Here is a 25,608-nt window from a genome sequence, read left to right on the forward strand (position 1 = left end):
AAGCTACACCTCCACATCATACGGTTCATAATCCTTCCTAAGCGGATACCCCACCCAATCATCCGGCATTAAAATGCGAGATAAATTAGGATGACCTTCAAATACAATACCGAGCAAATCATACGCTTCGCGCTCCGGCCAATCTGCCCCTTTCCAAAGCGGCGTCACCGATTTTACTTGCGGCGCTTCCCTATCCAGCTTTACCTTCACTGCTACTGACTGTTTCTTTCCATATGAAAATAAATGAACGTATACTTCCATATGTGTCACAAAATCCGTCGCATGTAGCTCTGACATATAATCAAAAGCAAGTCCCTCATGCAATCGCATTAACTCCATCACTTCATAATATTTCGAAGGCTCCGCCACAAGCGTTGGAACATCTTTTGAAAGCTTATTAATATAGGAATCTACTAATGCATATTCTCCTAACCTCTCCTTAACAACCTCCACATAGCGATTTAAATATGGTTGGTTAACTGATGGTTCTTCCTGCTGCAGTTCGTCTTCTATCTTATTTACAGATCCCTTTGCCCTTGCCGCAGCAGCGGCTTTCGCGGCTGCAATTGCCTTCGCTTTCTCATCTCCAGAATCCCCCTCACCTTGTGAGGCTTTCTGCTTCGCTAACGCTGCTGCTTTTGCTTTTGCAGCTGCTACAGCCTTTGCCTTCGCTTTAGCTTTTTCTTCGTCCGTTACTTCTTCTGATCCTTCTCGCTTCTGCTTTGCTAATACCGCTGCTTTTGCTTTTGCGGCTGCTGCAGCTTTCGCCTTTGCTTTGGCTTTTTCTTCGTCCGTTACTTCTTCTGATCCTTCTCGCTTCTGCTTCGCTAATACCGCTGCTTTTGCTTTTGCGGCTGCTGCAGCTTTCGCCTTTGCTTTGGCTTTTTCTTCGTCCGTTACTTCTTCTGATCCTTCTCGCTTTTGCTTCGCTAATACCGCTGCTTTTGCTTTTGCGGCTGCTGCGGCTTTCGCCTTTGCTTTGGCTTTTTCTTCGTCCGTTACTTCTTCTGACCCTTCTCGCTTTTGCTTTGCTAATACCGCTACTTTTTCTTTTGCGGCTGCGGCTGCTGCAGCTTTCGCCTTCGCTTTGACTTTTTCTTCATCCGTTACTTCTTCTGATCCTTCTCGCTTTTGCTTCGCTAATGCCGCTGCTTTTGCTTTTGCGGCTGCTGCAGCTTTCGCCTTTGCTTTGGCTTTTTCTTCATCCGTTACTTCTTCTGATCCTTCTCGCTTTTGCTTCGCTAATGCCGCTGCTTTTGCTTTTGCAGCTGCTGCGGCCTTTGCCTTCGCTTCTTCTACATTAATCCCCTTATCTTTTGGTAGCGCTTTCTCTTTTTCTCGATGTTCTCCTTCAAGTTTAGACATTTCCGCCCCATGTTTCGCAGCAAGACGTTTTCGCGCTTCCTCTTTCGCATGACGGGCTGCTTCTCTTTTCATGCTTTCTAAGTCTTTATTTGGATCACTCATTTATTCGTCACCTGCTTCCCGGTCCTCGCCTCGTAACGAATTTTTTCTTTTAATTTATTAATTCCATAAATTAAAGCAGCAGGATTTGGAGGGCATCCAGGAATATACACATCAACTGGTACAATTTGATCTACACCTTTCACAACAGCATACGAATTCACATACGGACCACCGGCCGTTGCACAAGATCCCATCGCAATTACCCACTTCGGTTCAGGCATTTGATCATATAGGCGCCGAACAATAGGTGCCATTTTCTTCGTTACCGTTCCTGACACAATCATGACGTCCGATTGTCTTGGTGAAGTCCGAAAAAATGACCCAAATCGATCTAAATCGTAATGTGATGAGCCTACTCCCATCATTTCAATCGCACAGCATGCCAGTCCAAATGTCATCGGCCATAAAGAGTTGCTCCGCGCCCATCCCTTCAACTGTTCCAATGTAGAAAAAAAGATATTCCTTTCTAATTCCGCTCGCTCCTGTGGGTTTAATTCCTCAAAATTTATAACCATTGTAACACCTTCTTTTTCCAAGCATACGCTAATCCAACTAGCAACATCACAACAAAAATGAGCATTTCAATCAGTGCAAATAAACCAAGCTTGTCATATGCAACAGCCCATGGGTATAAAAATAAAGTTTCTACATCAAAGATGACGAACAATAAAGCGAAAATGTAATAACGAGCATGAAACCGAATATTTGCATCATGAAAAGGCTCAATTCCACTCTCATACGTCGTCGCTTTCGCTGCACTCGGTTTGTTTGGACGCAGCATTTTCCCTAATGTAAGAGCCACTACCGGCAGCAATATACCTAATAGCAAGAAAATCAAAACGATCATATAACTATTTTCATATACACTTGCCATTGTGAAACCCTCCCCCCTGAATTAAGAACAAGTTCACATAGTAAACAATATGTCTTACTTGCATCATTTATTATTTTTAAATTTTTCTAAATAATGCAACTATTTAATTCATTATAGCAAACTTCAAATTCCTATGTCGATATATTGGGAACAGAAACAACAATTAATACTTGCTGAGCAAATCTATTTTTACAACTCATTATAAATGTGTAAAATAAATATAGAAATTCTATATGTTTTCAAGCAATCATAAAAAACATAAACTACAAAAAGGTGGTTCTTATGTATATACAGTGGGTGATATAAATGAAAAAACAAACACATGTAAGTATTCTTATAAGCATTTCATTGTTGTATATAGCTATTCATTACGTATCAATGTCCTTTTTATATGAGTACGCACTCCCATTTCAAATATTAACTGGAATAAGTACCATATTAATTGATATTACAATTTGCAGTTATATATTTTATTTTTCAAATATAAAACAAGGGTTATCTCGTTTGTTTTGGATAACATTAACTATCGGATCCTTCTCTTATTTCATCGGCGATATAGTAGTTGCTTATCAACGCTTAATTCTGCATGACTACTATACATTCGTTGATCCATCAGACTTTTTTTACTTATTATTTTTAATTAGCTTTGCATTTGCCTTTCTATATGAAATTATTTATGGCCGAGATTTATTGGAACAGCTTTTTACGATATGTGATATTTGTATTATTGTTACTGCTCAATTTACTTTAAGCTACTATTTACTTATTGAAAGAACCATTCATATTTTTACAACATCATATATCGACATGTTTGTTCAACTCACGTATCCAATGGCTGATTTACTCTTTCTTTTAATAGGAATCAACCTTTTATTCAGACCATTATCCTTACTACCAAAGCAAGTTGGTGCTCTTCTTGGCAGTGCTTTAATTTTGTATGCTACTACGGATTCTATTTATGCTTATATAAAATACTTCCAGCCTGAGCACTCTATGTTCACAGTTGCTCCATTCTATCAAGTAACCTTATTATTGGTAGCAATCGCTTGTATACTTCACACAAAAGAGCCCGAAAAACAAGAACAAATATTACTAACGCCTCAATTTGGTGAATCAATCCGATTATCATTACCGTATATTTCTGTCGTGATGCTTATTGTTTTTATATTGGTCGAAAATGTTTTTGCACCTATCGTAGTAATTGGACTTATGGTAACTTTCGCCTTCGTTCTCATACGCCATATGTTAGTTCGAAGACAAAATAAAATATTATTGCTAGCACAAATGCAATTCAGCTTAGAACTCGAGAAACAAATCGAACTACGTACAGAAGATTTAGTAGAACAAAAAAATGAGTTATATCATAACCAACAAATGTTTAAATCTTTATACGAGCATCATCCAGATCCAATTTTCACATTAGATTTGTACGGTAATTTTCTCAATGTGAACAACGCTGGAACTACTTTACTCGGTTATCAAACGAATGAATTATTAAACCAACCATACTATTCACTTATGTATGAAGAAGATTTAGAAGAAATCATTACTGCCTTTCATCACGTGAAAAAAGGGAAATCTATTTCTTTAGAAATACGGGCATATCATAAAAATAGAGATATTTACTACTTACATGTTACAGCTGTTCCCATCTTTTTAAAGGAACATATTTCTGGGGCCTATTTAATGATTAAAGATATTACAGAAAGCAAGCAGCAACAAGAGCAAATTAATTTCCTAGCATATCATGATACTTTAACGGAACTTGCAAATCGCCGTTCATTTCATCTGCAGTTAGAACAAGCAATTGTACGAGCAAAACTATCGAAAAGACCTTTTGCTGTTATGTTTCTCGATTTAGACCGTTTTAAAGTTATTAACGATACTCTCGGTCACCGGGTAGGAGATCTTCTTTTAATTGCTGTAGCAAAAAGACTAGAACGAATATCGACGTCAAATATGAAACTTGCTCGGTTAGCTGGGGATGAGTTCACAATTCTTATAGAAGATTATAAAGAAGATAGAGATGTACAAAAAATAGCTGACATGATTGTACTATCTATGAATGAGCCATTCGAAATTGAAAATCAACATTTACAAATCTCGCCAAGTATCGGGATTGCAATATACCCAGAAGCAGGCGAAGATCCGTTATCTATTTTACAACATGCTGATATGGCCATGTACGAAACCAAAAATAAAGGAAAGAATGGTAGCTCACTTTATACGAAAGAGTTATATAAAAAAATGGAGCGAAAAGCTCGAATTGAAAAAGATTTACCACTTGCTTTAGTAAATAAAGAATTCTTTCTCGTCTATCAACCACAAGTTGACATTACAACGAATAAAATCATCGGTGCCGAAGCCTTAATCCGTTGGAAACATCCACTATTAGGTGACATTTCACCATGTGAGTTCATTCCAATTGTGGAAGAGACTCCGCAGGTCATCCCACTTGGGCATTGGGTGCTACGAGAGTCTTGTCGTCAACTAAAAATATGGCAAAGTTTTGGATACACAAACTTAAAAATGAGTGTCAATTTATCAGCCAAAGAATTTCAACAAAATCAATTAATCGAAAATATTTCACAAATACTAAAGGACGTTAAAATTGACCCGAAAGATGTAACACTTGAACTAACAGAACGAATTGCGATGATTGATGAAAAAGAAACATTATCGAGACTAAAGCAATTAAAAGAATATGGTATTCAAACGTCCATTGATGACTTCGGTACCGGCTACTCTTCTCTTGCTTATTTATCAATTTTCCCTATCGATACATTAAAAGTACCAAAAGAATTTACACAACTAGCCGATCATCGGCCTGAAGAAAGAGCCATCGTTTCCACTATCCTTTCCCTTGCAAATACTTTAAATCTCTCTGTCGTTGCTGAAGGAATTGAAACAGAAAAACAGCTTAAATTTCTGCAAAAAAACAACTGTAAATACATGCAAGGTTACTATTTCAGTAAACCTCTAACAAGTAAACAGTTTATAAAATTTCTACAAAAAACACCCAGTATGAACCAATAGTTCACACTGGGTGTTTTTTAAAGTGTCGGAATTCTTTTTTCGTAATATTCTTCTGCAATCTCTTCGTAAAAAGCTGCTGTCGTTGTATAAAAATATGGAATCAACCATAAAAATCCAATCCCTAATGTAATACAACTTAATATAAACCAGCCAATAAAACTTAAACATAAAATGAAATACTCCATCTTATGTCCAGCCATCATACGACGACTTTCTGTAATAGCTTGATTTATTGAATACTCAGGATGATCATTTATAATAAAATACGTCATCGCATAAGAAAATGATTTAATAATGCCTGGAATAATAAATAGTAAACACCATAAGAAAATATAAATGTTCACTACTATATATAATAAAAATGACTTTATAAACTTACTTCCTTCTGTAAACCATCTAAATATATGCCCAATACGCGCTTCTTTTTCACGAATTATATGCAGTGCTAAACAATAACCCCCTAGCGTTAAAGGCCCCACCAGCAATATTGTAATAACCTCTATTGAAAGTGAGCTGTTCACTTCTTTCCACTCCCAAACCTGAGAGAGAAGGAACTGAATACTAAAACTAAAAGCTGAAGTAAGAATCGAAATAAGTAATGTTGCCCCAACAGCTAAGCCCCATTTTCCTTCCAGTGAATCTAGCGCTTCTCCTTTTAAATCACTAATCATACTTAACCTCCTATACGTAATAATTCTATTAGTATAGCACGTCCCTACTGCAATTCACCTTTTGCAATATAGCGATAAAAATGCGCTGTCGTTGTACCTACATATGGACTAAGCCAAAGAAATCCTATTCCAAGAGTAAGAATTGCTAAAATAGCCCATCCTATGAAGCTAAGCCATAAAAGAAATAAATCTAGTTTATGCCCCTTCATAAAGTTCTTACTTTCTTTCATCGCCTGTGAAACGCTATAATCTGGATTTTCAACCATAACATAATACGTCATCGCATAAGAAAAATACATCACAATCATTACAACAATCGAAATAGCTAATAGTACAAAGAAAGCGATTGTTAACGATACATTCCCTTCCTCACCAAAAAACGCGAATACACCTAGTAACAACATCGGAATCCACGTACCTGTATATAACAAAATCGCAAGCATAGCCCACATTGTTTTCATCATTCTTTTAAAGCCACGAAATCCTTCAAATAAATAATCTACTCTAGCATCTTCTCGTTTACTAATTTGTAGCAACACATTCGTATAACCGTATGATGTAATACCATAAGATGCATTACTCAAAATGATCATTATGCAATAAAAAATTCCAAATGTAATACCTGCCCCGACTGATATTGCTTCCTCTTCAATTGAACCCGCTAAACCAACAACTAAGAAAAATATAATAATTCCTGGAATTAAAAGTATAAGCATTGCAGCCATTGAAACAACATAACTTAAAATAATATGTAAAATCGTTGATCCAACACCTAGTCCCCATTTTCCCTTTAAAGAGTACAATGCTTCTCGTTTCATTTCACCGATCATTTGTTCATCTCCTTTATGAAATATAAATTGTTATATATTTTCTACTTATACAAACAATAATATAATTATACCAATTTTGTAAGTTTATTCTATATATTAAATTGAGTTTCAGCTTCGACATTTAAATAAAACACATCTATGCATAACAAAAAATCCGTAAAGGCAAGAGCCCTTACGGATTTTTTTACTTCATATCAGAAACGTTTAAACGGTTCACAGCACGCTGCAAAGCCATTTCTGCACGTCTAAAGTCAACATGCGCTTGTTTATCTTGCATACGTTGCTCAGCGCGACGTTTCGATTCATTTGCACGATGGATATCGATATGGTTTGCTTCTTCAGCAGATGATGATAACACAGTTACTTTATCTGGACGAACTTCGATAAAGCCACCGCTTACTGCTACATAATCAGTGTGCCCACCATTTTTCAGACGGACCGCACTAATTTTTAAAGGTGCAACAGTTGGAATGTGACCTGGTAAGATCCCCATTTCCCCACTCTCTGCTTTTACGCTTACCATTTCTACTTCTTTTTCGTAAACCGGTCCATCAGGAGTTACAATACTGACTGGAAATGTCTTCATAATTCGTCCCTCCTAAGGCCTTACGCCATCATTTTCTTCGCGTTTTCAATAACTTCTTCAATGCTACCAACAAGACGGAACGCATCTTCTGGAAGGTCATCATATTTTCCTTCTAGAATTTCTTTGAAACCACTAACTGTATTTTTTACAGGTACGTAAGAACCTTTTTGACCTGTAAACTGTTCAGCTACGTGGAAGTTTTGTGATAAGAAGAATTGAATACGACGAGCACGATGTACAACTAACTTATCTTCTTCAGATAACTCATCCATACCTAAGATAGCGATGATATCTTGAAGCTCTTTATAACGCTGTAAAGTTTGCTGTACTTGACGAGCTACTCCATAATGCTCTTCTCCTACGATTTCTGGAGAAAGCGCACGAGATGTAGATGCTAATGGATCTACGGCTGGGTAAATACCCATTTGTGTTAAACGACGCTCTAAGTTTGTTGTTGCATCTAAGTGAGCGAACGTTGTAGCTGGTGCTGGATCCGTATAGTCATCGGCTGGTACGTATACCGCTTGGATAGACGTGATAGATCCTTTATTTGTAGATGTAATACGCTCTTGTAATTGACCCATTTCTGTTGCAAGTGTTGGCTGGTAACCTACCGCAGATGGCATACGACCAAGAAGGGCAGATACTTCAGAACCCGCTTGCGTGAAACGGAAGATGTTATCGATGAACAATAGTACGTCTTGTCCTTGCTCATCACGGAAATGTTCAGCCATTGTTAAACCTGTTAATGCAACACGTTGACGTGCTCCAGGTGGCTCGTTCATTTGTCCGAATACCATCGCAGTTTTCTTAATTACGCCAGAATCGCTCATTTCGTGGTATAAGTCGTTACCTTCACGAGTACGCTCACCTACACCAGCGAATACAGAGATACCACCGTGCTCTTGTGCGATGTTGTTAATTAATTCCTGAATTAATACTGTTTTACCTACACCGGCACCACCGAATAGACCGATCTTACCACCCTTAATGTAAGGAGCAAGTAAGTCTACTACTTTAATACCAGTTTCAAGAATTTCTACTTTAGTAGATAACTCTTCGAATGCAGGCGCTTGACGGTGAATTGGATCACGACGTACATCCGCAGGAACATCACCATCTAAGTCAATTGCATCACCTAATACGTTAAATACACGACCAAGTGTTACATCACCAACTGGTACAGAGATTGCTTTACCAGTATCTTCTACTTCTGTGCCACGAACAAGTCCATCTGTGGAAGACATTGCAACTGTACGAACTGTGTCATCACCTAAATGAAGTGCAACTTCAAATGTTAAGTTAATGCTTGCTCCGTTTTCGTTGCTTTGTTTTACCGTAAGGGCGTTGTAGATTTCTGGTAGCTTTCCGCCATCAAACTTAACGTCTACAACCGGACCCATGATTTGCGTAACGCGCCCTTTATTCATCGGGTTCCCTCCTAGCTTTCTTTTAATTAGCCAGCTTTCTAAGAGAAGTCGGCTTTTAATTTTTATTAGTTTATAGCTTATGCGACTCTCCTGTTCTGGACGAACCGCTTCCGCTTTTTATTGAATCTAGCTCCAGCGGTTAGAATGTTCGGTGGCTTCGCTTTTTCCTGCGAGGCACAAATCGCCTCTACGTCAAAAGCTCCATCCCCCTCTCATTCTGAACGAACCGCCTACGCTTTTTAATACTATTCTAACGCTGCTACTCCACCAACGATTTCCGTAATTTCTTGCGTAATCGCTGCTTGACGCGCACGGTTGAATGAAAGTGTAAGTGAATCGATAACTTCCATTGCGTTGTCTGTAGCACTCTTCATTGCTGTCATACGCGCCGCGTGCTCACTTGCTTTACCGTCTAGTAATGCACCGTACACTAAGCTTTCTGCGTATTGTGGCAATAATACTTTTAAAATTTCTTCTTCAGAAGGTTCGAATTCATAAGCTGTCGTCGGTTTATCAGACGCCACATCCGTAAGCGGTAAAATTTTATTTTCCGTTACTTCTTGTGAAATTTTACTTACATAATGATTGTAGTAAATATACAGCTCATCATAAGCACCATCTGCGAACATCGCAATTGCTCGAGAAGCAATATCTTTAATATCAGTAAATGATGGGTGGTCAGATAATCCAACTACTTCATCAATGATGTTAAAGCCGCGACGTTTTAAATAATCACGTCCTAGTCGTCCAAGCACAATAATTGAATATTGGTTTGAATCCATATTATGACGTTCACGAATTACGTTACTTACTGTACGTAATACGTTACTGTTATAACCACCTGCTAGTCCGCGATCAGATGTAATAACGATGTACCCTGTACGCTTTACAGGACGCGAATTTAGCATTGGATGATTAATCCCTTTACTTCCTTGCGCAATGCTCGCTACTACTTCTTGAATCTTTTCCATATACGGAACGAAAGATTTAGCATTTTGTTCTGCACGGTTTAACTTAGATGCAGATACCATCTCCATCGCTTTCGTAATTTGACTCGTTTTCTTTGTCGAGTTAATCTTCGCTTTTATATCGCGTAAAGATGCCACAGGTTTTCACCACCTTTTTTCCGGAAGTTGGCACGATTAGTAAGAATCCTCTTCCTAATCTACGTTGCAAGATATTCTTGCTCATGATTGAAGGAAAAGAATAGGTGCACCTACTCTTTTCCTTTACATAACCGTCAGCAATCTCAAAAGCTGAGATGCCTTTTATATGATCTAGCTAAGCCACAGTCGACTTCACTTTTAATTATTATTCAGAAGCTACGAATACTTTTTTAAATCCGTTAATTGCTGCTGCAAATTTGTCGTCATCCGCAAGTTTCTTAGTTGTGCGAATTTCGCTTAATAAGTCAGTTGCATTTGAATCTAACCAAGCATGGAATTCTTCTTCGAAACGAGTGATATCTACTACTGGGATATCATCTAGGAATCCACGTGTTAAAGCGTAAAGAATGATAACTTGTTTCTCTACACGTAACGGTTTGTGTAATCCTTGTTTTAATACCTCAACTGTACGAGCACCACGGTTTAATTTCGCTTGTGTTGCTTTATCAAGGTCAGAACCGAACTGAGCGAACGCTTCTAACTCACGATAAGATGCAAGGTCAAGACGAAGTGTACCTGATACTTTACTCATCGCTTTAATCTGAGCTGATCCACCTACACGAGATACAGAAGTACCCGCATCGATTGCTGGACGTACGCCAGAGAAGAATAGGTCAGATTGTAAGAAGATTTGTCCATCCGTAATAGAAATTACGTTTGTTGGGATGTAAGCTGATACGTCCCCTGCTTGTGTTTCGATGAAAGGTAGTGCAGTTAAAGAACCGCCGCCTCTTGCATCACTTAATTTTGCTGCACGCTCTAATAAGCGAGAATGTAAGTAGAATACATCCCCTGGATATGCTTCACGACCTGGAGGACGACGTAATAGTAATGAAAGCTCACGGTAAGCCGCTGCTTGTTTTGATAAGTCATCATATACTACTAATACGTGTTTACCATTGTACATGAACTCTTCACCCATTGTTACACCAGCGTAAGGAGCTAGGTATAATAATGGAGCTGGTTGAGAAGCTGATGCAGTTACAACGATTGTGTAATCTAATGCACCGTGCTTACGTAGTGTTTCTACTACGTTACGTACTGTTGATTCTTTTTGTCCGATAGCTACATAGATACAAATCATATCTTCATCTTTTTGGTTAATGATCGTATCAAGTGCAACTGCTGTTTTACCTGTTTGGCGGTCACCGATGATTAACTCACGTTGACCACGGCCAATTGGTACAAGAGCATCGATTGCTTTAATACCTGTTTGAAGTGGCTCATGAACAGATTTACGATCCATTACACCTGGTGCTGGACTTTCGATTGGACGAGTGTTTGTTGTATTGATTGGGCCTAAACCATCAACTGGTTGACCTAATGGGTTTACAACACGACCGATTAGTTCTTTTCCTACTGGTACTTGCATGATGCGACCAGTACGACGAACTTCGTCACCTTCACGGATTTCTGTGTAAGGTCCTAAAATAATGATACCTACGTTGTTTTCCTCTAAGTTTTGTGCTAGTCCCATAACGCCATTAGAGAACTCTACAAGTTCACCAGCCATAACGTTATCAAGACCATGAGCACGCGCAATACCGTCACCGACTTGGATAACTGTACCAACATCACTAACTTCGATTTCAGACTGATAGTTCTCGATTTGTTGCTTTATCAGTGCGCTAATTTCTTCAGCTCTGATGCTCATGTGCTTCACCCCTATCTATTCTTCATTAATTCACGCTGAATACGTGCTAATTTTCCTTGTAAGCTTCCGTCGTAAATGCGATTTCCAATACGTACTTTAATGCCGCCTAGTAAATCTTCATCCACAACATTTTTCACGCGAATTGCATCTTTTCCTGTTTTTTTTGCAAATGCTTCTGCAATGTTAAGTTTTTCTTCTTCCGATAGAAGACGAATAGAATATACAGTTGCATCCGCTACGTTACGTTCTTCATTAGCAAGAACAACATATTCATTTGCAATTTCAGGTAGGATATCAATACGCTTGTTATCAATTAAAATATATAACGTATTTAAAATAGATTCAGAAACAGATGCGAATACGTTTGCAAGAAACGTTTTCTTCTGCTCTTTTGAAATGTTCGGTTGCGTTAAAAAGCTATGTAGTTCTCCGTTCTTTGTAAAAACGTTTTGTACAAGGCGTAATTCCTCTTCAAACATTTCTAATACGTGTTTTTCTTTTGCAATTTTGAAAAGAGCGACAGCATAACGTTTTGCTACAATCCCATTGCTCATCGCGCTTCTCCTACTTCTTTAATATAATCGCGAATTAACTTCACTTGATCTTCTTCTTTTAATTCTTTTTCAATTACTTTAGAAGCAATATGAACAGATAAAGAAGCAACTTGTTCTTGTAAAGCAGCAATCGCTTGCTCTTTTTCGCGTTGAATTTCTTGTACAGCAGATGTTTTAATTGATTCTGCTTCTTCTTTCGCAGCAGCAACAATAACATCCTTTTGATCTACAGCTTGTTTCTTCGCTCTTTCGATTAACTCTTGTGCTTCAACACGCGATTGTTTTAACATTTCACGTTGTTCTTCTACTAATTTCTTCGCTTCAGCATTACTTCTTTCTGCAGCGTCGATTTCATTAGTAACATGCTCTTCACGTTCTTTCATAATTCCCATTAAAGGACCCCACGCGAATTTGCGTAGCATTACTAATAGAAGTAAGAAAATGAACAATGTATAAGCAATCGTTCCAAATGGAATGGAAGCCCCTAATAATAAAGTTGGCACAAGGATTCACTCCCTTCAAAATATCTAAATTGATCATATGAAAAAAAAAGACATACGTTTCGTTCATAAAGCAATGGCGAAGAAAGTTCGGAAAAACACTCTTCGCCATCTATGTAAGGGGAGTCTCCCTTATTTGTTCATTACGATGAAAGCAATAACTACACCGATAATTGGAAGTGCCTCAACTAATGCAACCCCGATGAACATAATTGTTTGAAGTGCGCCTTTTAATTCTGGTTGACGAGCAACACCTTCGATTGTACGTGATACGATAAGACCGTTACCAATACCTGCACCTAATGCTGATAAACCAATTGCAATTGCAGCTGCGATTACACCTAAACTCATTTAATTTGTCCTCCTTTGTATTATAAAAAAATAAATTTTTTCTTACTTAAATTATATTAATGGTCATGGCTTACTTTATGAGCCATATAAACCATCGTTAACATTACGAAAATAAATGACTGGATTGAACCAACGAATACGCTGAATCCCATCCATGCTAACATCGGTACAAGTGCACCTAATGCTCCTAAGAATGATGCCCCACCTAACTTAGCAAGTAATCCTAATAAGATTTCACCTGCGTAAATGTTACCAAATAAACGAAGACCTAACGTTAATGTGTTAGCAAACTCCTCAATAACCTTTAATGGGAATAAGAATTTCATAGGTTGGAAATAACCTTTAACATATTCTTTCGTACCCTTCATCTTAATTCCATAATAATGGGTGAGGGTAACTACCATCACGGCTAATGTTAATGCAACTGCTGGATCAGACGTTGGTGATCTCCACCATGCAATATGTTCGCCAGCCTCAACTGTTGAATACATGAATGGTAAACCAAGGAAGTTCGATACGATGATAAACATGATGAGCGTAACGCCAAGCGTTAAGAAACGTCCACCTGTTTTCCAATCCATCGTACTATTGATAATCCCTTTCACGAAGTCAAACACCCATTCCATGAAATTTTGCATCCCGGTTGGGCGAAGCGCTAAGCTGCGAGTTCCGATAACAGCGATTAAGAAAACAATAACTGCTGCTACAGTAACCATCATAACTGATGACAAATCGAACGTTAAACCTAGAAATTCAACTAATTTACCGTGTTCCACTAGTAATTCACCTCTCTTCCCTGCTCGTATACTCTAAATAAAGAAAATCTATGATCATGACAAGGTATCCTGTCAGCAATCCTACACCTAAGCCCCACATCGCAATTAACTCTTGATATTTGGCTGCAAATAAAATTAATAACCCAATCGTGGCGAATCTTGAATATGTACTTACCGCTGTCGCCTTAAACTTCACGTTTTCTCCATTTGTTACGCGATCTAATAGCTTGTCTGTTCTACGTGCAATGATGCGCAAACTAAGAAAACTGAAAATCGTTCCGATAATCAGTCCAAGAAATACATCCTTGTAAGAGGTAATTCCCCATCCTAGCACTAGAAGCGCAAGCAAGTAGTACATATATTTCTTTTGTCGTTGGACAAGTCCATGTACGTCTATCATCATTGCTCTCCCGAATAGTAATGTTGAATGAGTCGAATCATTGCGTATACCCCTGTTCCTAACCCGAGTAATAACCCTATAATAAGAAACAACGGAAACGTTCCAACCTTATTATCAATCCATTGCCCACCAAAGATTCCGATAAGAATAGAACCAACTAACTGAGCAAGTATTCCTGACATTAAAGCATACGCTTTTATATGGCTGCGATCGTTTTTTTGCAAGGATTCATCCCTCCAATATGTAACCCTCATTCACGATGTGTTAATAATAACTCATTTTTCTGCATAAATTCTATACAAAATAAAAAGTTTACATTTTCGTCACGGAATAGATGCATTTTTGTCACTGAAAGCCCTACCATCTATCCCCGTTGTTAGCATACAATAGGGTATTAACAGTGTCAACGAGAAATCGTAAAAAATCAAAAAATTTGAGTATTAGGCATTTCCTCCCAAAAATGAAAACGTTCCCCTTCTAAATACTGGTTAGAGATATGCAATTTCTAACAGTTTTCTCTTTATAATAGAAGAAAATGTTCACAAGTTTGTCACTATTATATTTTTAAGATATAGCGCTTTCCTTCCATAATATAGTGTCCCCGAGACGTAAGACTTCTATATTATATGTGATGTGTATATAACTTATGTTGTATATACCCTGTATATTTATCTCCCCCTCCCCCGTGCGCTGAGGGCGAAAAAAAAACGAGCGGGGAATCCCCCTCTCGTCTGTTGTCTTACTTCGTTCCGAATAAACGGTCACCAGCATCACCAAGACCTGGAACTACATAACCATGGTCATTTAACTTCTCATCTAATGCCGCTACATAAATATCAACATCAGGATGCTCTTCCTGCACTACTTTTACTCCTTCTGGAGCAGCTACGATACACATTAATTTAATTTGCTTTGCACCGCGCTTTTTCAGAGAATTAATTGCTTCAGCCGCAGAACCACCTGTTGCTAGCATCGGATCTAGTACGATAAAGTCACGCTCTTCTACATCCGTTGGAAGTTTCACATAGTATTCTACCGGTTGCAATGTTTTAGGGTCACGGTATAAACCAACGTGTCCTACTTTTGCTGCTGGAATTAATTTCAGAATTCCATCAACCATTCCTAAACCTGCACGTAAAATCGGAATTAAACCAAGTTTTTTACCAGCGATCACTTTTGTTGTCGCTTTGCTTACAGGCGTTTCAATTTCAATGTCTTCAAGTGGAAGGTCACGAGTAATCTCGAAAGCCATTAAGCTTGCTACTTCGTCCACTAATTCACGAAAATCTTTCGTACCTGTATTCTTATCGCGAATATATGTAATCTTATGTTGAATTAACGGGTGATCAAATACATACAGTTTTCCCATGTGAATCTCTCCTTTAGATGATATTCATGCGTTTACACGCTTCTTTACACTATTTACGATTGTAAAGAAAACGCTACTAATATTCAAGGGCAAATTTGGCAAAATCATGATTTTGCGATGAATCTATCTAGTATCTTTACCAATTATGGGAGCTGTATCCTTCATTATATCGCCAAAATTTATTCATCATTTGTATACATACTTTAAAAATAATATATGTCCACAAAAAAGACTGCCAAAACAATTACGTTTCAGCAGTCTTTTTCAATCTATTATAGATCTGTATACATTGAGAATTTGCTCGTTAACGCTTCTACACGCTTACTTGCTTCTTCTAATGCAACTTCATTCTCATGATTTTTTAATGTATAAGCAATAAGTGCCGCAATTTCATCCATTTCTTCTAAACCGAAACCACGAGATGTTACAGCTGCTGTACCGATACGTACGCCGCTTGTTACAAATGGGCTTGCTGTTTCAAACGGAATTGTATTTTTGTTCACTGTAATACCAACTTCATCTAATACGTGCTCTGCTACTTTACCTGTAATTTCCAAGTTACGAACATCAATTAAGATTAAATGATTGTCTGTTCCACCAGAAACAAGTGTAAGTCCTTCCTTTTGAAGGCCTTCAGCTAAGCGGTTCGCATTATTAATGATATGTTGTGCATATGTTTTAAACTCATCTTGTAGTGTCTCACCAAATGCAACAGCTTTTGCAGCAATTACGTGCATAAGTGGGCCACCTTGAATACCAGGGAAGATTGATTTATCAATTTGTTTTGCAAATTGCTCTTCACATAAAATCATACCGCCACGTGGGCCACGTAATGTTTTATGTGTTGTCGTTGTAACGAAATGTGCATGTGGTACTGGGTTTGGATGTAAACCAGCAGCTACTAAACCAGCGATATGTGCCATATCAACCATAAAGTATGCACCCACTTCATCTGCAATCTCACGGAATCGTTTGAAATCGATAACACGAGGATATGCACTTGCACCTGCAACGATTAATTTTGGTTTATGTTCTTTCGCTTTTGCTAATACATCATCGTAATTAATACGGTGAGATTCAGCATCCACGCCATATTCTACGAAATTATATTGTACTCCACTGAAGTTAACAGGGCTTCCGTGTGTTAAGTGACCACCATGAGATAAATTCATACCAAGTACTGTATCGCCTTGCTCTAAAATCGTAAAGTATACTGCCATGTTCGCTTGTGCACCAGAATGTGGTTGAACATTTACATGCTCTGCGCCAAAAATTTCTTTCGCGCGATCACGTGCGATATCTTCTACTACGTCTACGTGTTCACAACCACCATAGTAACGTTTTCCAGGATATCCTTCAGCATACTTATTCGTTAGAACAGAACCTTGCGCCTCCATTACTGCTTCACTTACGAAGTTTTCCGAAGCAATTAACTCGATCTTTGAACGCTGTCTTCCTAGTTCTGCCTCAATTGCAGCAAATACCTTTTCATCTTGACGTTTTAAATGATTCACCAAAATCCCCCTTTTCTGAACGAATTACATCAATTCCCAATAGTTTTTTCTCATTTATTCAGAAAAAACGAAAATTCAGGTTGTAATTCTTTCGAACCTTCATGTTTTCAACTACATTCTAACATGACTTTCTATATCATAAAAGAAAAAAAAAGACCAAAATTGGTCTTTTCTTTCTTCTATTATAAAGTCAGACCACATACCTTTTACCTTTCGATATACAGCTGTTATAAGACTTTATAATTTTTCATGTTTAACGGCAAGGAATAGCTTCTTCATTTGCCGAATAAACGGCACGTGCTCCACCTATTAGTTTCCCACGTGTTTTCGCCATCGTTACATGCGCACTTCCTATTTCCTTCACACTTGTACGAACCGGTACAGCTACATGCTTTAAATGCATACCGATAAATGTATCGCCGATATCCATTCCTGCATCTGCTTTAATAAACTCAATTACTACCGGATCTTTAAAATTGTGATACGCATACGTCGCTAATGCACCACCTGCTGATCTAACAGGCGTAACTGTTACAATTTCAAATTGATATTTCATCGCTACATCTCTCTCAACTACTAAAGCACGATTTAAATGCTCACAACATTGAAACGCCAATTCAATACCTGTTCTCTCTTGAAATTGTTTTAACTCAGAAAAAATCGCCTCTGCCACTTCCATCGTTCCTGATGTTCCAATTCTTTCACCTAGCACTTCGCTCGTGCTACACCCCACTACAAAAATTTGACCACTTTGCAGCGTGGCTTGTTCTTGGAAATCAGAAAGCGACATTTGTAGCTGTTCTCTTACCTTTACGATTTCTGTCATTACGCCTCTTCCTTTCACAGGTTGGTTCACCAAATTATATTTCATACTACTTATAGTTAGAATCTATTACTTTGTTTCGTACGTTTTAATTTTTCCTACTCGGTTTTCGTGACGGCCACCTTCATAGTCAGTTGTTAGCCAAATTTTCGCGATATCACGCGCTAGACCAGCTCCAATTACACGCTCGCCCATCGCTAACATGTTAGTGTCATTATGCTCTCTCGTCGCTTTCGCACTGAAAGTATCATGAACTAATGCACAACGAATACCATTTACTTTGTTTGCTGCGATTGACATACCAATGCCTGTCCCGCAAACTAAAATACCACGATCCACTTCACCATTCGCGACCATTTCTGCTGCTGGAAACGCAAAATCAGGGTAATCAACAGAACCAGCTTCACATTCACAACCTAAATCAATATATTCAATATTTAACTCTTCTAATAAACTTACAAGTTCTTTACGGATATTCATACCGCCGTGATCAGATGCTACTACTACTTTCATTTTTACCCCTCCGAAGTTTCAATCAATTATCTTCATTTCACACTCGCTACCTTAATGGAACAAAGTGATCTCCAATATCGTATTATACACGAAACATCAACCTTCTGAATGCTTTTTCAGTAAAGTTTGTACAAGTTTTTCCATCTCTTCTAACGTTTCTTTATAAATAGAAAGCGATCCGCCAAATGGATCTGAAATATCCTTACTTATACCCTTAGTTAATCCATATAATGTATCCAATTTCTTTTCCACGCTCGGATAATACCCAAGTACAATTTGCTTATGGTTTTCCGTCATTGTTACTACAATATCCGCCCAATCAACCAAAGTATCGTTTACCTGCTGCGCGGCATGATCGATTACAATTCCTTTTTCAGCTAAAGCTTCCTTTGCATGTATCGACACATCGCTTCCAGGATAGGCGAAAACACCAGCAGATTGCACTTCAAATTTACCTTCTCCATAATGACGAAGCAAAGCCTCAGCCATCGGACTACGGCATGTATTTCCAGTGCAAACAAATAACACCCGTTTCATCTAAACCCACCCCTTTTTTTCTGTTTCCTACATTTATCCCGATTGGTGAAGGCTAATAATCAGCGGGGGATGAACACCCTCCACTGATTAAAGTTTCACTTTATCATAGCGTACATTAGAATAGAACAAAAGAAATGTGAGCATACGAAAGGCGCATTTCTCTTATATTTTTTCTAAGAAAAATGCGCCTTATCCACATATATGAAACCCTATTTCCAAGTGCCCAAAGTATTTTACCATACATAATGAACACACTACGAAACAAAATAAGGAATCCATTTCATATGAAACGGATTCCTTCTATCAAATAATTATTTCATTGTAACTTTCATTACTTCTGTTGAACCTTTTGTAGCTGTTACACCTACAGTTGTCTTAATAGACTCAGCTGCATCTGTGTTTGTAATAACGATTGGAGTAATTGTGCTTTTCGCTTTTTCACGAATTAATTCTAAGTCGAATGAGATTAATTTATCTCCAGCTTTTACAGCTTGTCCTTCAGAAACGTGAGCTTCGAAACCTTCACCTTCCATTTTTACAGTTTCTAATCCAACGTGGATTAAAATTTCTGTACCGTTTTTCGCTTTAATTCCAATAGCATGTTTCGTGTGGAATAATTGTACGATTTCACCATCAACTGGAGATACAACTACACCTTCAGTAGGATCGATCGCAACACCGTCACCCATCATACGACCAGCGAATACTGGATCTGGTACTTCTTCAATATTTTTCACTGCTCCAGTTAATGGAGCTACGATTGTTTCTTCATTTGTTTTTGAACCAAAACCGAATAATTTTTTAAACATAGGATAGTCCTCCTTATAATTTACCTAAAAGTTTATAGGGCAATCTCTATTCAAGATCGAAATACACGTAAGACTTCATACTTCGAATGTTATACTGTAAAAACTCTTTCGAAATAAATCATGTCATTACTACTAGACTCTTATTGTAGCGCTTCACAAAATTCCAGTCAATTCTGATTGTCTGAATAACAATGAGAAGTTAACTTCTACTTATATTTTCTCTTTTTTTCACTTACTTGTCTAGAGGTCTTTACTACATTTTATTTTTTGTTGTTAATTTGTAAAATTCCTTTCAAATTTTTGTTGAAATCCACTTGACTAAAGTAAGTAACTATTTTATTATTACTTACATAAGGTAAGTTAATAACTTTTAGGAGGTTTTTTAAAATGATGGATATCGGTCTTCTTATTATTCGTCTTATTATAGGAATTACATTCATGGGTCATGGTGCTCAAAAATTATTTGGTTGGTTCGGCGGTTACGGCTTAAAGGGAACTGGCGGCTGGATGGAGTCAATCGGCTTACGTCCTGGTGTATTTATGGCATTTATGGCTGGCGCAACTGAACTATTAGGTGGTTTCTTATTCGCAGCAGGTATTTTCACTGTAGTTGGTTCATTATTTATCGTAGGAACAATGTTAGTAGCAATTTTCACAGTTCACGGAAAAAATGGTTACTGGGTAACACAAAACGGATTCGAATATAATTTAATGTTAATCGCTGTCGCTATCGGTGTAGCTTTAATTGGACCTGGCGCTTACGTTTTACTTTAATATTTATCTCTATTTCAAGATATTTACCAAAAAAGAGATTACTTCAGTACAATCGAGGTAATCTCTTTTTTTTACATCATCAAAAAAATATTATTTTCAGCAGGAGATTCCCATTGATATCTTGTAAAGGAACAATAAGTATTCATATTTAGAAAGGGGATTACAACATGTTATCCATTAATCCAAACGAACAAACTGAAAAAGATAATTACAAATTACTAACAGGAAGTATCATTCCACGTCCTGTTGCATTCGTTACTTCTGTAACTAAAGATGGCGTATTGAACGGTGCGCCATATAGTTATTTCAATATCGTCGCTGCCAATCCACCACTTATCTCAGTTTCAGTACAACGCAAAGAAGGAAAACCGAAAGACACTTCCAGAAACGCAATAGAAAAAGGGGAATTTGTCGTACATATTTCTGATGAATCTTACGTAGAAGCGATCAACGAAACAGCAGCGAACCTACCTCCTAATGAAAGTGAAATCGAATTAGCAAAACTAACACCGATTGACAGTGATGTCATTTCAGTACCAGGGGTTAAAGAAGCAAACATTCGAATGGAGTGCATATTAGAACGCGCTATCCCACTCGGCGGAACCGAAGACTCGCCAGCTTGTGACCTACTAATCGGCCGCGTCGTTCGCTTTCACGTCGCTGAACACTTATACGAAAACGGCCGAATTCACGCCGAAGAACTAAAACCAATAAGCCGCCTAGCAGGACACAACTACGCAAAACTAGGAGAACAATTTGAATTAGTGAGGCCTATCTAAAAGTGGAGGCGACTCGTTCAGCTCTGACCAGCTAAGGTTCTTTCGTCCTAAAGGCGCTTTTTGCCTTTCGGGCGGAAGGTTCTTAGATGCGAAGAGCTAGTCGCCGGAACTGGATATCACACCCTAAAGGCGGAAGCGGCTCGCTCAGAATGAGAGGGGGATGGAGCTCCTTCCTGCGAGGCGCTTTTTGCCTCGCAGGAAGGCGCGAAGCCACCGACAATTCTAGCCGCTGGAGCTGGATACATTTAAAAGCGGAACCGACTGCCCAGGCCCGGTGGCTAAGGTTCTTCCTCACAGAAGATGCTTTTTATCTTCTCGTGGGGAAGGTTCTTAGACTCAAGGGCCTAGGAGGTGAAGCTGGCCACTGGAACTGGCTACCACCGAAAAGCTCCTGCTTCATCACTCAAACATAAACCCCCCGCTGAAAGCGGGGGATTTTTTATCGTAATTCTTCGTTCTTCTCCTCTAATGCCGGGAATTTCTCTTTTTTAGATCTACCAAGCTTTATTACAAAGAAATATAAGGAAAGTAACGTAATAAGGAAAACAATTAAAAACGGGTACGGAGAATAAAAAGTACGCGCCGCCTCCGATTTTCCTGCAACAAACTTCAATGACTCAATATCTAAAAACTCAGCAAACATTTGTACACCGAGCATACTGAACCAAAAAACAAAAAAACTAATAATAATACCAAAAACTTGCTTCAATCTCGTCATTCATCTCATCCTTTCTATATTTGTAATTTTTTAGTGTGATTAATATAGTACAAACGAAACTATGCACAGAAAGGAACTATCTCACCATTCACGAATTAACTTAATCCAACCTAACATCGAAATTTGCAAAATAACCCCCAATATTATAAGTCTTCTTAGCCATCGAGGAAAGAAGGTTAAAAGCTTAACATACCATTCCAATAGCTTGTTCATAATTCCCTCCTACATAAAATTATATAGGAAAAAGGAGATACAATCCAAACCCAACAAGAATAATACCACCTACTATTTCACCGTATGTGCCAAGTATATTTTTGGCATGGCTACCAAGCAATAAACCCATCCAAGCCAGTAACATACTTATTAGTCCGAACAATAATATCGTAATAATTGTCTCTGCTCCGTAAATTCCAAGACTAAGACCTACTGAAAAACTATCTATACTGACACCAAATGCAAATACAAATAAACTAATTCCAATTGGAGCAGTTCTAGTCTCTTCCCCTTCTAAAATAGACGAATATACGATATAGAACCCTAGCCCAATTAATAAAATAGCTCCTGCAAAATTTGCGACATCCCCATACCTCTCTGATAGAAAACGTCCTAGTACCATTCCGATAAATGGCATAATAATATGAAATATCCCAATCGTCATACCTATATAAAGGATTTGTCTTAACTTTAATGTTACCATCCCCATACCGAGGCTCACTGAAAATGCATCCATCCCCAGGGCAAATGCCATAATTATTAAAGGTATTAATTGTTCAAGTGTCATTCATATCCCCCCTCGGACGTGCTACTTCACAATATGCTTATCCGAGGAGAAATATTCTGTTTGCTAAAGGTACATTATCATTCAATAATAATCTGATGTCCCGCAGCTTTTGTTAAACGATTCATAATTGCATTTCCTATGCCTTCATTCGGGAATGATTCACTAAAAATAACATCTACTTCACTTGCATCAAACGTTCTAAGCACATCATATAACTTAGTCGCAACGCTGGCTAAATCGCTTCGCACACCACAAGACAATACAACATCTGCACTATACACATGCTGATACTCTTCTGTCGTTAATACACCTACTTTAAATCCTTCTTTCTTTTTCTCATCCACAATACGTTGAATAAACTCACGGGACCCTTCAACAATACTAAGTGGCGCTTTCGGTGCATAATGTGTATATTTCATTCCAGGTGATTTTGGTTTTTCTTTCTCATCCTTTAAAGCTGGATCTAAAGAAACATTTCCTATCACGGCCTCTAATTGCTCCTTCGTAATCCCACCTGGACGTAAAATCGTCGGAACCTCGCTCGTACAATCAATTACAGTTGATTCAACGCCTACTCCTGTTGCCCCGCCATCAACAATACCAGCAATTTTCCCATTTAAATCTTCATACACATGAGAAGCTAACGTTGGACTTGGGCGTCCTGAACGATTCGCACTCGGTGCTGCAACAGGCACGTTTGCCTCTTCAATAAGGGCGAGCGCTACTGGATGATCTGGCATCCTCACTCCGACTGTATTAAGTCCTGCCGTAACCCTCTCTGAAATCCCTTTTTTTCTCGGTAAAATGATTGTTAATGGTCCTGGCCAAAAATGCTCCATTAACTTTTCTGCAACCGGCGGAATTTCTCTTACGATACCATCTAACTGAGATTTTGTTCCTATGTGGACAATCAGTGGATTATCGCTCGGCCTCCCTTTCGCTTCAAAAATTTTCGCTATCGCTTCATCATCCATTGCGTTTGCTCCTAACCCATATACCGTTTCCGTTGGGAAGGCCACCGCTTCATTTTCTCTTAATAATCTCGCTGCTTCTTTTAATTGTGGATAATATTTTTTTCTTTCCACAACATTATCCACAACCCACATATTTGTATGCATTTTTTCCCACGTCCTTTTCTACCATGAAATACTTGTCTATTTTTAGTTTACTATGAGATTTATCCAAAAGACAAACAAGGTTTATCCACAAAATGTGGATAAACCTTGTTAATCCGTGGATAACTTTGTGAATAGCTGACAATTTAGTATTATTGCATTTAGCTCTTTTATATTTTTACAAAAGTGTTCTAACTGTCGAATTTCCTCTGGCACTTCCTCTTTCTCTACAATGACAAAGTTAAAAAACTGAAAGATGGTCACAGATTGTGGATGATTTGTGAGTAAGTACAATTGTCGAATATCTTTTTCTTTCATATACTGCAAAAACATCTCGAAAAAATATAAGAAAGTCTGTTTATCCACATTAGGTGTGAATAAACAAGAACGGATAAGTGCATTTTCTCCACTTTGTTCATATCCAATTACCGCTCGTATTTCTCCCGCCTCTTCCAAGATCATAAATTGTGCGTACAACTCATTTATTTTATCATCTTTTTTATTAGCTTGTCCGAAAAAAGAATGTAATCTTTCTACATCTGCTTTCGTAGCAAAATACACGTTCTTCATAGTAAATCCCTCCTCATTGATATATATGAGGAAGGATTTATTAATAGCACTATTTAGAGAATAAAGATGTAAAAGCTTCGACGATAAATAATTTAACCTCTGGTTTCTCTTCCTCTTCTACTGTTACATATTCATTTTGCTTTTCTTGTTTTTGCTCCACAGGTTTCTCCACTTTTTCCACAGTTTTTGTTTCTACTTTTTTTACAGGCTGTTCTTCTACTTGTGTTTCGTGTTTTACTACTTTCTTTTCCTGTGCTGTTACTTTTTCAGCTTTTTCCGGCTTTACTACTTTCTTTTCTTTCACCTTATCCTCTTTCTTCTCCGGTACATCCACTACTTCCTCATCTAGTTGTCTCACCTGCTCCTCTTCAGGAGATTCAGCTTTCACAACATGTTCTTCTTTCCTTACAGCTGTACCACTTGAAAAATCTAAGAAACACATCGGTGGAAATAATACACACCACCAGTTTGCACCTTCACCTTTTCCAATTGTAATAAGTACCGCTTCATATTCTCCTGCCGGATAAATAAAATTCCCATATACCTTTGTAGGAAACTTCACATTCTTACCGAATTTCACTTGAAACGCCTCTTTACTTCCTTCTCTTTTCAGTGTATTTGCCACTGTCTTTTCAATTTCAGGAATATGATTTTGAATTACTTTTCGAGCTTCTTCAAATGACGTTAAATCCGCTACCCATCCATCAATTTGCGCTTTTACTTCATCGCGTACTTTACGCTTTAACGCCTGATCTTTATCGGAATCACTATTAGCTAAAATACGTAATCGAACGGCCTCTTTCGGAATAACAGTAGGCCCTTTTGCATCAGCTTTCATATATCCAAACTGCACAAGTAACTGTGCACCAATTAATAATAAAAGAAAGTAAGCAATAACTTGTTTTTTCATTTCCTCCACCGTCCCCTCTAGAAACAGTGTGGACAGACTTTCATCTTTCTAAACTATTAAATTCGAAATCTATATGAATTTTTGTAACTAATCAGCCACTC

The 25,608-nt window shown here is 38.0% G+C and carries 30 protein-coding genes; 3 read left to right on the forward strand and 27 right to left on the reverse strand.

Annotated elements, in window-relative coordinates; genetic code table 11:
• Positions 1–3: 3 nt before the first annotated feature.
• Genes NSS74_RS22920 through nuoA form a run of 3 tightly spaced genes read right to left on the reverse strand, consistent with a single transcriptional unit; the run spans position 4 to position 2,341 of the window.
• Complete coding sequence (locus tag NSS74_RS22920) at positions 4–1,467, reverse strand: NADH-quinone oxidoreductase subunit C (RefSeq protein WP_340814382.1); 1,464 nt, start codon at positions 1,465–1,467, stop codon at positions 4–6.
• Positions 1,464–1,982 (reverse strand): NADH-quinone oxidoreductase subunit NuoB, encoded by a 519-nt coding sequence (gene nuoB / locus NSS74_RS22925; RefSeq protein WP_088040472.1) that lies wholly within the window; start codon positions 1,980–1,982, stop codon positions 1,464–1,466. Before nuoB ends, NSS74_RS22920 begins: the two co-directional genes overlap by 4 nt.
• Positions 1,973–2,341, reverse strand: coding sequence for an NADH-quinone oxidoreductase subunit NuoA (gene nuoA / locus NSS74_RS22930; protein WP_000179270.1), 369 nt, complete (start codon positions 2,339–2,341; stop codon positions 1,973–1,975). The genes nuoB and nuoA overlap by 10 nt, the downstream gene beginning before the upstream one ends.
• Before the next feature lie 306 nt (positions 2,342–2,647).
• Here nuoA and NSS74_RS22935 point away from each other — a divergent pair, with 306 nt between their 5' ends.
• Positions 2,648–5,377, forward strand: a complete 2,730-nt coding sequence (locus tag NSS74_RS22935; protein ID WP_215560116.1) for an EAL domain-containing protein — start codon at positions 2,648–2,650, stop codon at positions 5,375–5,377.
• 17 nt (positions 5,378–5,394) lie between these two features.
• On the opposite strand, the gene NSS74_RS22940 is transcribed toward NSS74_RS22935, so the two are convergent.
• The 19 genes from NSS74_RS22940 to NSS74_RS23030 form a co-directional block, all read right to left on the reverse strand.
• Complete coding sequence (locus NSS74_RS22940; protein WP_061688678.1) at positions 5,395–6,048, reverse strand: DUF975 family protein; 654 nt, start codon at positions 6,046–6,048, stop codon at positions 5,395–5,397.
• Between the two features lie 44 nt (positions 6,049–6,092).
• Positions 6,093–6,878 carry a DUF975 family protein gene (locus tag NSS74_RS22945; RefSeq protein ID WP_002016277.1) on the reverse strand — a complete coding sequence of 262 codons (786 nt, stop codon included), beginning with the start codon at positions 6,876–6,878 and terminating at the stop codon, positions 6,093–6,095.
• A 184-nt stretch (positions 6,879–7,062) separates the two neighbouring features.
• Positions 7,063–7,464 (reverse strand): F0F1 ATP synthase subunit epsilon, encoded by a 402-nt coding sequence (atpC, locus tag NSS74_RS22950; RefSeq protein ID WP_002016279.1) that lies wholly within the window; start codon positions 7,462–7,464, stop codon positions 7,063–7,065.
• 20 nt (positions 7,465–7,484) lie between these two features.
• The gene (atpD, locus tag NSS74_RS22955; RefSeq protein ID WP_002016281.1) at positions 7,485–8,894 is read right to left on the reverse strand and encodes a F0F1 ATP synthase subunit beta; all 1,410 of its coding nucleotides are present in this window, start codon (positions 8,892–8,894) and stop codon (positions 7,485–7,487) included.
• Positions 8,895–9,139: 245 nt separating this feature from the next.
• On the reverse strand, positions 9,140–10,000 hold the full coding sequence (gene atpG / locus NSS74_RS22960) for a F0F1 ATP synthase subunit gamma (RefSeq protein ID WP_012262046.1): 861 nt from the start codon (positions 9,998–10,000) through the stop codon (positions 9,140–9,142).
• 205 nt (positions 10,001–10,205) lie between these two features.
• Entirely contained in the window at positions 10,206–11,714 is a 1,509-nt protein-coding gene (atpA, locus tag NSS74_RS22965; protein ID WP_002016284.1) for a F0F1 ATP synthase subunit alpha, read from the reverse strand.
• Positions 11,715–11,725: 11 nt separating this feature from the next.
• Complete coding sequence (atpH, locus tag NSS74_RS22970) at positions 11,726–12,268, reverse strand: F0F1 ATP synthase subunit delta (RefSeq protein WP_002130060.1); 543 nt, start codon at positions 12,266–12,268, stop codon at positions 11,726–11,728.
• Positions 12,265–12,771, reverse strand: a complete 507-nt coding sequence (gene atpF / locus NSS74_RS22975; protein WP_002016287.1) for a F0F1 ATP synthase subunit B — start codon at positions 12,769–12,771, stop codon at positions 12,265–12,267. The genes atpH and atpF overlap by 4 nt, the downstream gene beginning before the upstream one ends.
• A gap of 129 nt (positions 12,772–12,900) precedes the next feature.
• Positions 12,901–13,119 carry a F0F1 ATP synthase subunit C gene (atpE, locus tag NSS74_RS22980; RefSeq protein ID WP_000052064.1) on the reverse strand — a complete coding sequence of 73 codons (219 nt, stop codon included), beginning with the start codon at positions 13,117–13,119 and terminating at the stop codon, positions 12,901–12,903.
• A gap of 56 nt (positions 13,120–13,175) precedes the next feature.
• Positions 13,176–13,895, reverse strand: coding sequence for a F0F1 ATP synthase subunit A (gene atpB, locus NSS74_RS22985; protein ID WP_000399874.1), 720 nt, complete (start codon positions 13,893–13,895; stop codon positions 13,176–13,178).
• Positions 13,896–13,902: 7 nt separating this feature from the next.
• The gene (locus tag NSS74_RS22990) at positions 13,903–14,295 is read right to left on the reverse strand and encodes an ATP synthase subunit I (RefSeq protein ID WP_002016288.1); all 393 of its coding nucleotides are present in this window, start codon (positions 14,293–14,295) and stop codon (positions 13,903–13,905) included.
• On the reverse strand, positions 14,295–14,519 hold the full coding sequence (locus NSS74_RS22995; RefSeq protein WP_002089742.1) for an AtpZ/AtpI family protein: 225 nt from the start codon (positions 14,517–14,519) through the stop codon (positions 14,295–14,297). The genes NSS74_RS22990 and NSS74_RS22995 overlap by 1 nt, the downstream gene beginning before the upstream one ends.
• A gap of 26 nt (positions 14,520–14,545) precedes the next feature.
• A complete protein-coding gene (locus tag NSS74_RS23000; RefSeq protein ID WP_000232963.1) occupies positions 14,546–14,659 on the reverse strand; it encodes a DUF4024 domain-containing protein in 114 nt (37 codons plus the stop codon).
• Positions 14,660–15,034: 375 nt separating this feature from the next.
• Positions 15,035–15,664 carry a uracil phosphoribosyltransferase gene (gene upp / locus NSS74_RS23005; RefSeq protein WP_000517533.1) on the reverse strand — a complete coding sequence of 210 codons (630 nt, stop codon included), beginning with the start codon at positions 15,662–15,664 and terminating at the stop codon, positions 15,035–15,037.
• A 272-nt stretch (positions 15,665–15,936) separates the two neighbouring features.
• On the reverse strand, positions 15,937–17,178 hold the full coding sequence (glyA, locus tag NSS74_RS23010) for a serine hydroxymethyltransferase (RefSeq protein WP_002143868.1): 1,242 nt from the start codon (positions 17,176–17,178) through the stop codon (positions 15,937–15,939).
• A 253-nt stretch (positions 17,179–17,431) separates the two neighbouring features.
• On the reverse strand, positions 17,432–18,004 hold the full coding sequence (locus tag NSS74_RS23015; protein ID WP_002143870.1) for a TIGR01440 family protein: 573 nt from the start codon (positions 18,002–18,004) through the stop codon (positions 17,432–17,434).
• Between the two features lie 66 nt (positions 18,005–18,070).
• The gene (rpiB, locus tag NSS74_RS23020; protein ID WP_000869917.1) at positions 18,071–18,514 is read right to left on the reverse strand and encodes a ribose 5-phosphate isomerase B; all 444 of its coding nucleotides are present in this window, start codon (positions 18,512–18,514) and stop codon (positions 18,071–18,073) included.
• 96 nt (positions 18,515–18,610) lie between these two features.
• Positions 18,611–19,051 (reverse strand): low molecular weight protein arginine phosphatase, encoded by a 441-nt coding sequence (locus NSS74_RS23025; protein ID WP_002143871.1) that lies wholly within the window; start codon positions 19,049–19,051, stop codon positions 18,611–18,613.
• 311 nt (positions 19,052–19,362) lie between these two features.
• Complete coding sequence (locus NSS74_RS23030; RefSeq protein WP_002016294.1) at positions 19,363–19,860, reverse strand: PTS sugar transporter subunit IIA; 498 nt, start codon at positions 19,858–19,860, stop codon at positions 19,363–19,365.
• 387 nt (positions 19,861–20,247) lie between these two features.
• On the opposite strand from NSS74_RS23030, the gene NSS74_RS23035 reads away from it, so the two are divergent.
• Together NSS74_RS23035 and NSS74_RS23040 are read left to right on the forward strand one after the other, a co-directional pair.
• Positions 20,248–20,634 carry a DoxX family protein gene (locus NSS74_RS23035; RefSeq protein WP_002068579.1) on the forward strand — a complete coding sequence of 129 codons (387 nt, stop codon included), beginning with the start codon at positions 20,248–20,250 and terminating at the stop codon, positions 20,632–20,634.
• Positions 20,635–20,801: 167 nt separating this feature from the next.
• Positions 20,802–21,413 (forward strand): flavin reductase family protein, encoded by a 612-nt coding sequence (locus NSS74_RS23040; RefSeq protein WP_002034901.1) that lies wholly within the window; start codon positions 20,802–20,804, stop codon positions 21,411–21,413.
• A gap of 439 nt (positions 21,414–21,852) precedes the next feature.
• Here NSS74_RS23040 and NSS74_RS23045 read toward each other — a convergent pair whose 3' ends face one another.
• From NSS74_RS23045 to spoIIR, 5 genes are all read right to left on the reverse strand, one after another.
• Positions 21,853–22,131, reverse strand: a complete 279-nt coding sequence (locus NSS74_RS23045) for a DUF3935 domain-containing protein (RefSeq protein ID WP_002034899.1) — start codon at positions 22,129–22,131, stop codon at positions 21,853–21,855.
• A gap of 232 nt (positions 22,132–22,363) precedes the next feature.
• Positions 22,364–22,912, reverse strand: a complete 549-nt coding sequence (locus NSS74_RS23050) for a manganese efflux pump MntP (protein ID WP_002016298.1) — start codon at positions 22,910–22,912, stop codon at positions 22,364–22,366.
• A gap of 77 nt (positions 22,913–22,989) precedes the next feature.
• Positions 22,990–24,030 (reverse strand): L-threonylcarbamoyladenylate synthase, encoded by a 1,041-nt coding sequence (locus tag NSS74_RS23055; RefSeq protein WP_002016299.1) that lies wholly within the window; start codon positions 24,028–24,030, stop codon positions 22,990–22,992.
• Positions 24,031–24,138: 108 nt separating this feature from the next.
• Positions 24,139–24,597, reverse strand: coding sequence for a mechanosensitive ion channel protein (locus tag NSS74_RS23060; protein WP_002034898.1), 459 nt, complete (start codon positions 24,595–24,597; stop codon positions 24,139–24,141).
• A gap of 49 nt (positions 24,598–24,646) precedes the next feature.
• Positions 24,647–25,507 carry a stage II sporulation protein R gene (gene spoIIR, locus NSS74_RS23065; RefSeq protein ID WP_002130069.1) on the reverse strand — a complete coding sequence of 287 codons (861 nt, stop codon included), beginning with the start codon at positions 25,505–25,507 and terminating at the stop codon, positions 24,647–24,649.
• Positions 25,508–25,608 lie beyond the last annotated feature (101 nt).

Source organism: Bacillus sp. FSL E2-8868 (assembly GCF_038005505.1).
In the GTDB taxonomy this organism is placed as follows: Bacteria; Bacillota; Bacilli; order Bacillales; family Bacillaceae_G; genus Bacillus_A; species Bacillus_A mycoides.

Bases quoted from the DNA above. Each gene is read 5' to 3' on its own strand.
- NSS74_RS22920 (WP_340814382.1), bottom strand. From the start codon at position 1,467: ATGAGTGATCCAAATAAAGACTTAGAAAGCATGAAAAGAGAAGCAGCC.
- nuoB (WP_088040472.1), bottom strand. From the start codon at position 1,982: ATGGTTATAAATTTTGAGGAATTAAACCCACAGGAGCGAGCGGAATTA.
- nuoA (WP_000179270.1), bottom strand. From the start codon at position 2,341: ATGGCAAGTGTATATGAAAATAGTTATATGATCGTTTTGATTTTCTTG.
- NSS74_RS22935 (WP_215560116.1), top strand. From the start codon at position 2,648: ATGAAAAAACAAACACATGTAAGTATTCTTATAAGCATTTCATTGTTG.
- NSS74_RS22940 (WP_061688678.1), bottom strand. From the start codon at position 6,048: ATGATTAGTGATTTAAAAGGAGAAGCGCTAGATTCACTGGAAGGAAAA.
- NSS74_RS22945 (WP_002016277.1), bottom strand. From the start codon at position 6,878: ATGATCGGTGAAATGAAACGAGAAGCATTGTACTCTTTAAAGGGAAAA.
- atpC (WP_002016279.1), bottom strand. From the start codon at position 7,464: ATGAAGACATTTCCAGTCAGTATTGTAACTCCTGATGGACCGGTTTAC.
- atpD (WP_002016281.1), bottom strand. From the start codon at position 8,894: ATGAATAAAGGGCGCGTTACGCAAATCATGGGTCCGGTTGTAGACGTT.
- atpA (WP_002016284.1), bottom strand. From the start codon at position 11,714: ATGAGCATCAGAGCTGAAGAAATTAGCGCACTGATAAAGCAACAAATC.
- atpH (WP_002130060.1), bottom strand. From the start codon at position 12,268: ATGAGCAATGGGATTGTAGCAAAACGTTATGCTGTCGCTCTTTTCAAA.
- atpE (WP_000052064.1), bottom strand. From the start codon at position 13,119: ATGAGTTTAGGTGTAATCGCAGCTGCAATTGCAATTGGTTTATCAGCA.
- NSS74_RS22990 (WP_002016288.1), bottom strand. From the start codon at position 14,295: ATGATAGACGTACATGGACTTGTCCAACGACAAAAGAAATATATGTAC.
- NSS74_RS23000 (WP_000232963.1), bottom strand. From the start codon at position 14,659: ATGGTAGGGCTTTCAGTGACAAAAATGCATCTATTCCGTGACGAAAAT.
- upp (WP_000517533.1), bottom strand. From the start codon at position 15,664: ATGGGAAAACTGTATGTATTTGATCACCCGTTAATTCAACATAAGATT.
- NSS74_RS23015 (WP_002143870.1), bottom strand. From the start codon at position 18,004: ATGACAGAAATCGTAAAGGTAAGAGAACAGCTACAAATGTCGCTTTCT.
- rpiB (WP_000869917.1), bottom strand. From the start codon at position 18,514: ATGAAAGTAGTAGTAGCATCTGATCACGGCGGTATGAATATCCGTAAA.
- NSS74_RS23025 (WP_002143871.1), bottom strand. From the start codon at position 19,051: ATGAAACGGGTGTTATTTGTTTGCACTGGAAATACATGCCGTAGTCCG.
- NSS74_RS23030 (WP_002016294.1), bottom strand. From the start codon at position 19,860: ATGTTTAAAAAATTATTCGGTTTTGGTTCAAAAACAAATGAAGAAACA.
- NSS74_RS23035 (WP_002068579.1), top strand. From the start codon at position 20,248: ATGATGGATATCGGTCTTCTTATTATTCGTCTTATTATAGGAATTACA.
- NSS74_RS23040 (WP_002034901.1), top strand. From the start codon at position 20,802: ATGTTATCCATTAATCCAAACGAACAAACTGAAAAAGATAATTACAAA.
- NSS74_RS23045 (WP_002034899.1), bottom strand. From the start codon at position 22,131: ATGACGAGATTGAAGCAAGTTTTTGGTATTATTATTAGTTTTTTTGTT.
- NSS74_RS23050 (WP_002016298.1), bottom strand. From the start codon at position 22,912: ATGACACTTGAACAATTAATACCTTTAATAATTATGGCATTTGCCCTG.
- NSS74_RS23055 (WP_002016299.1), bottom strand. From the start codon at position 24,030: ATGCATACAAATATGTGGGTTGTGGATAATGTTGTGGAAAGAAAAAAA.
- NSS74_RS23060 (WP_002034898.1), bottom strand. From the start codon at position 24,597: ATGAAGAACGTGTATTTTGCTACGAAAGCAGATGTAGAAAGATTACAT.
- spoIIR (WP_002130069.1), bottom strand. From the start codon at position 25,507: ATGAAAAAACAAGTTATTGCTTACTTTCTTTTATTATTAATTGGTGCA.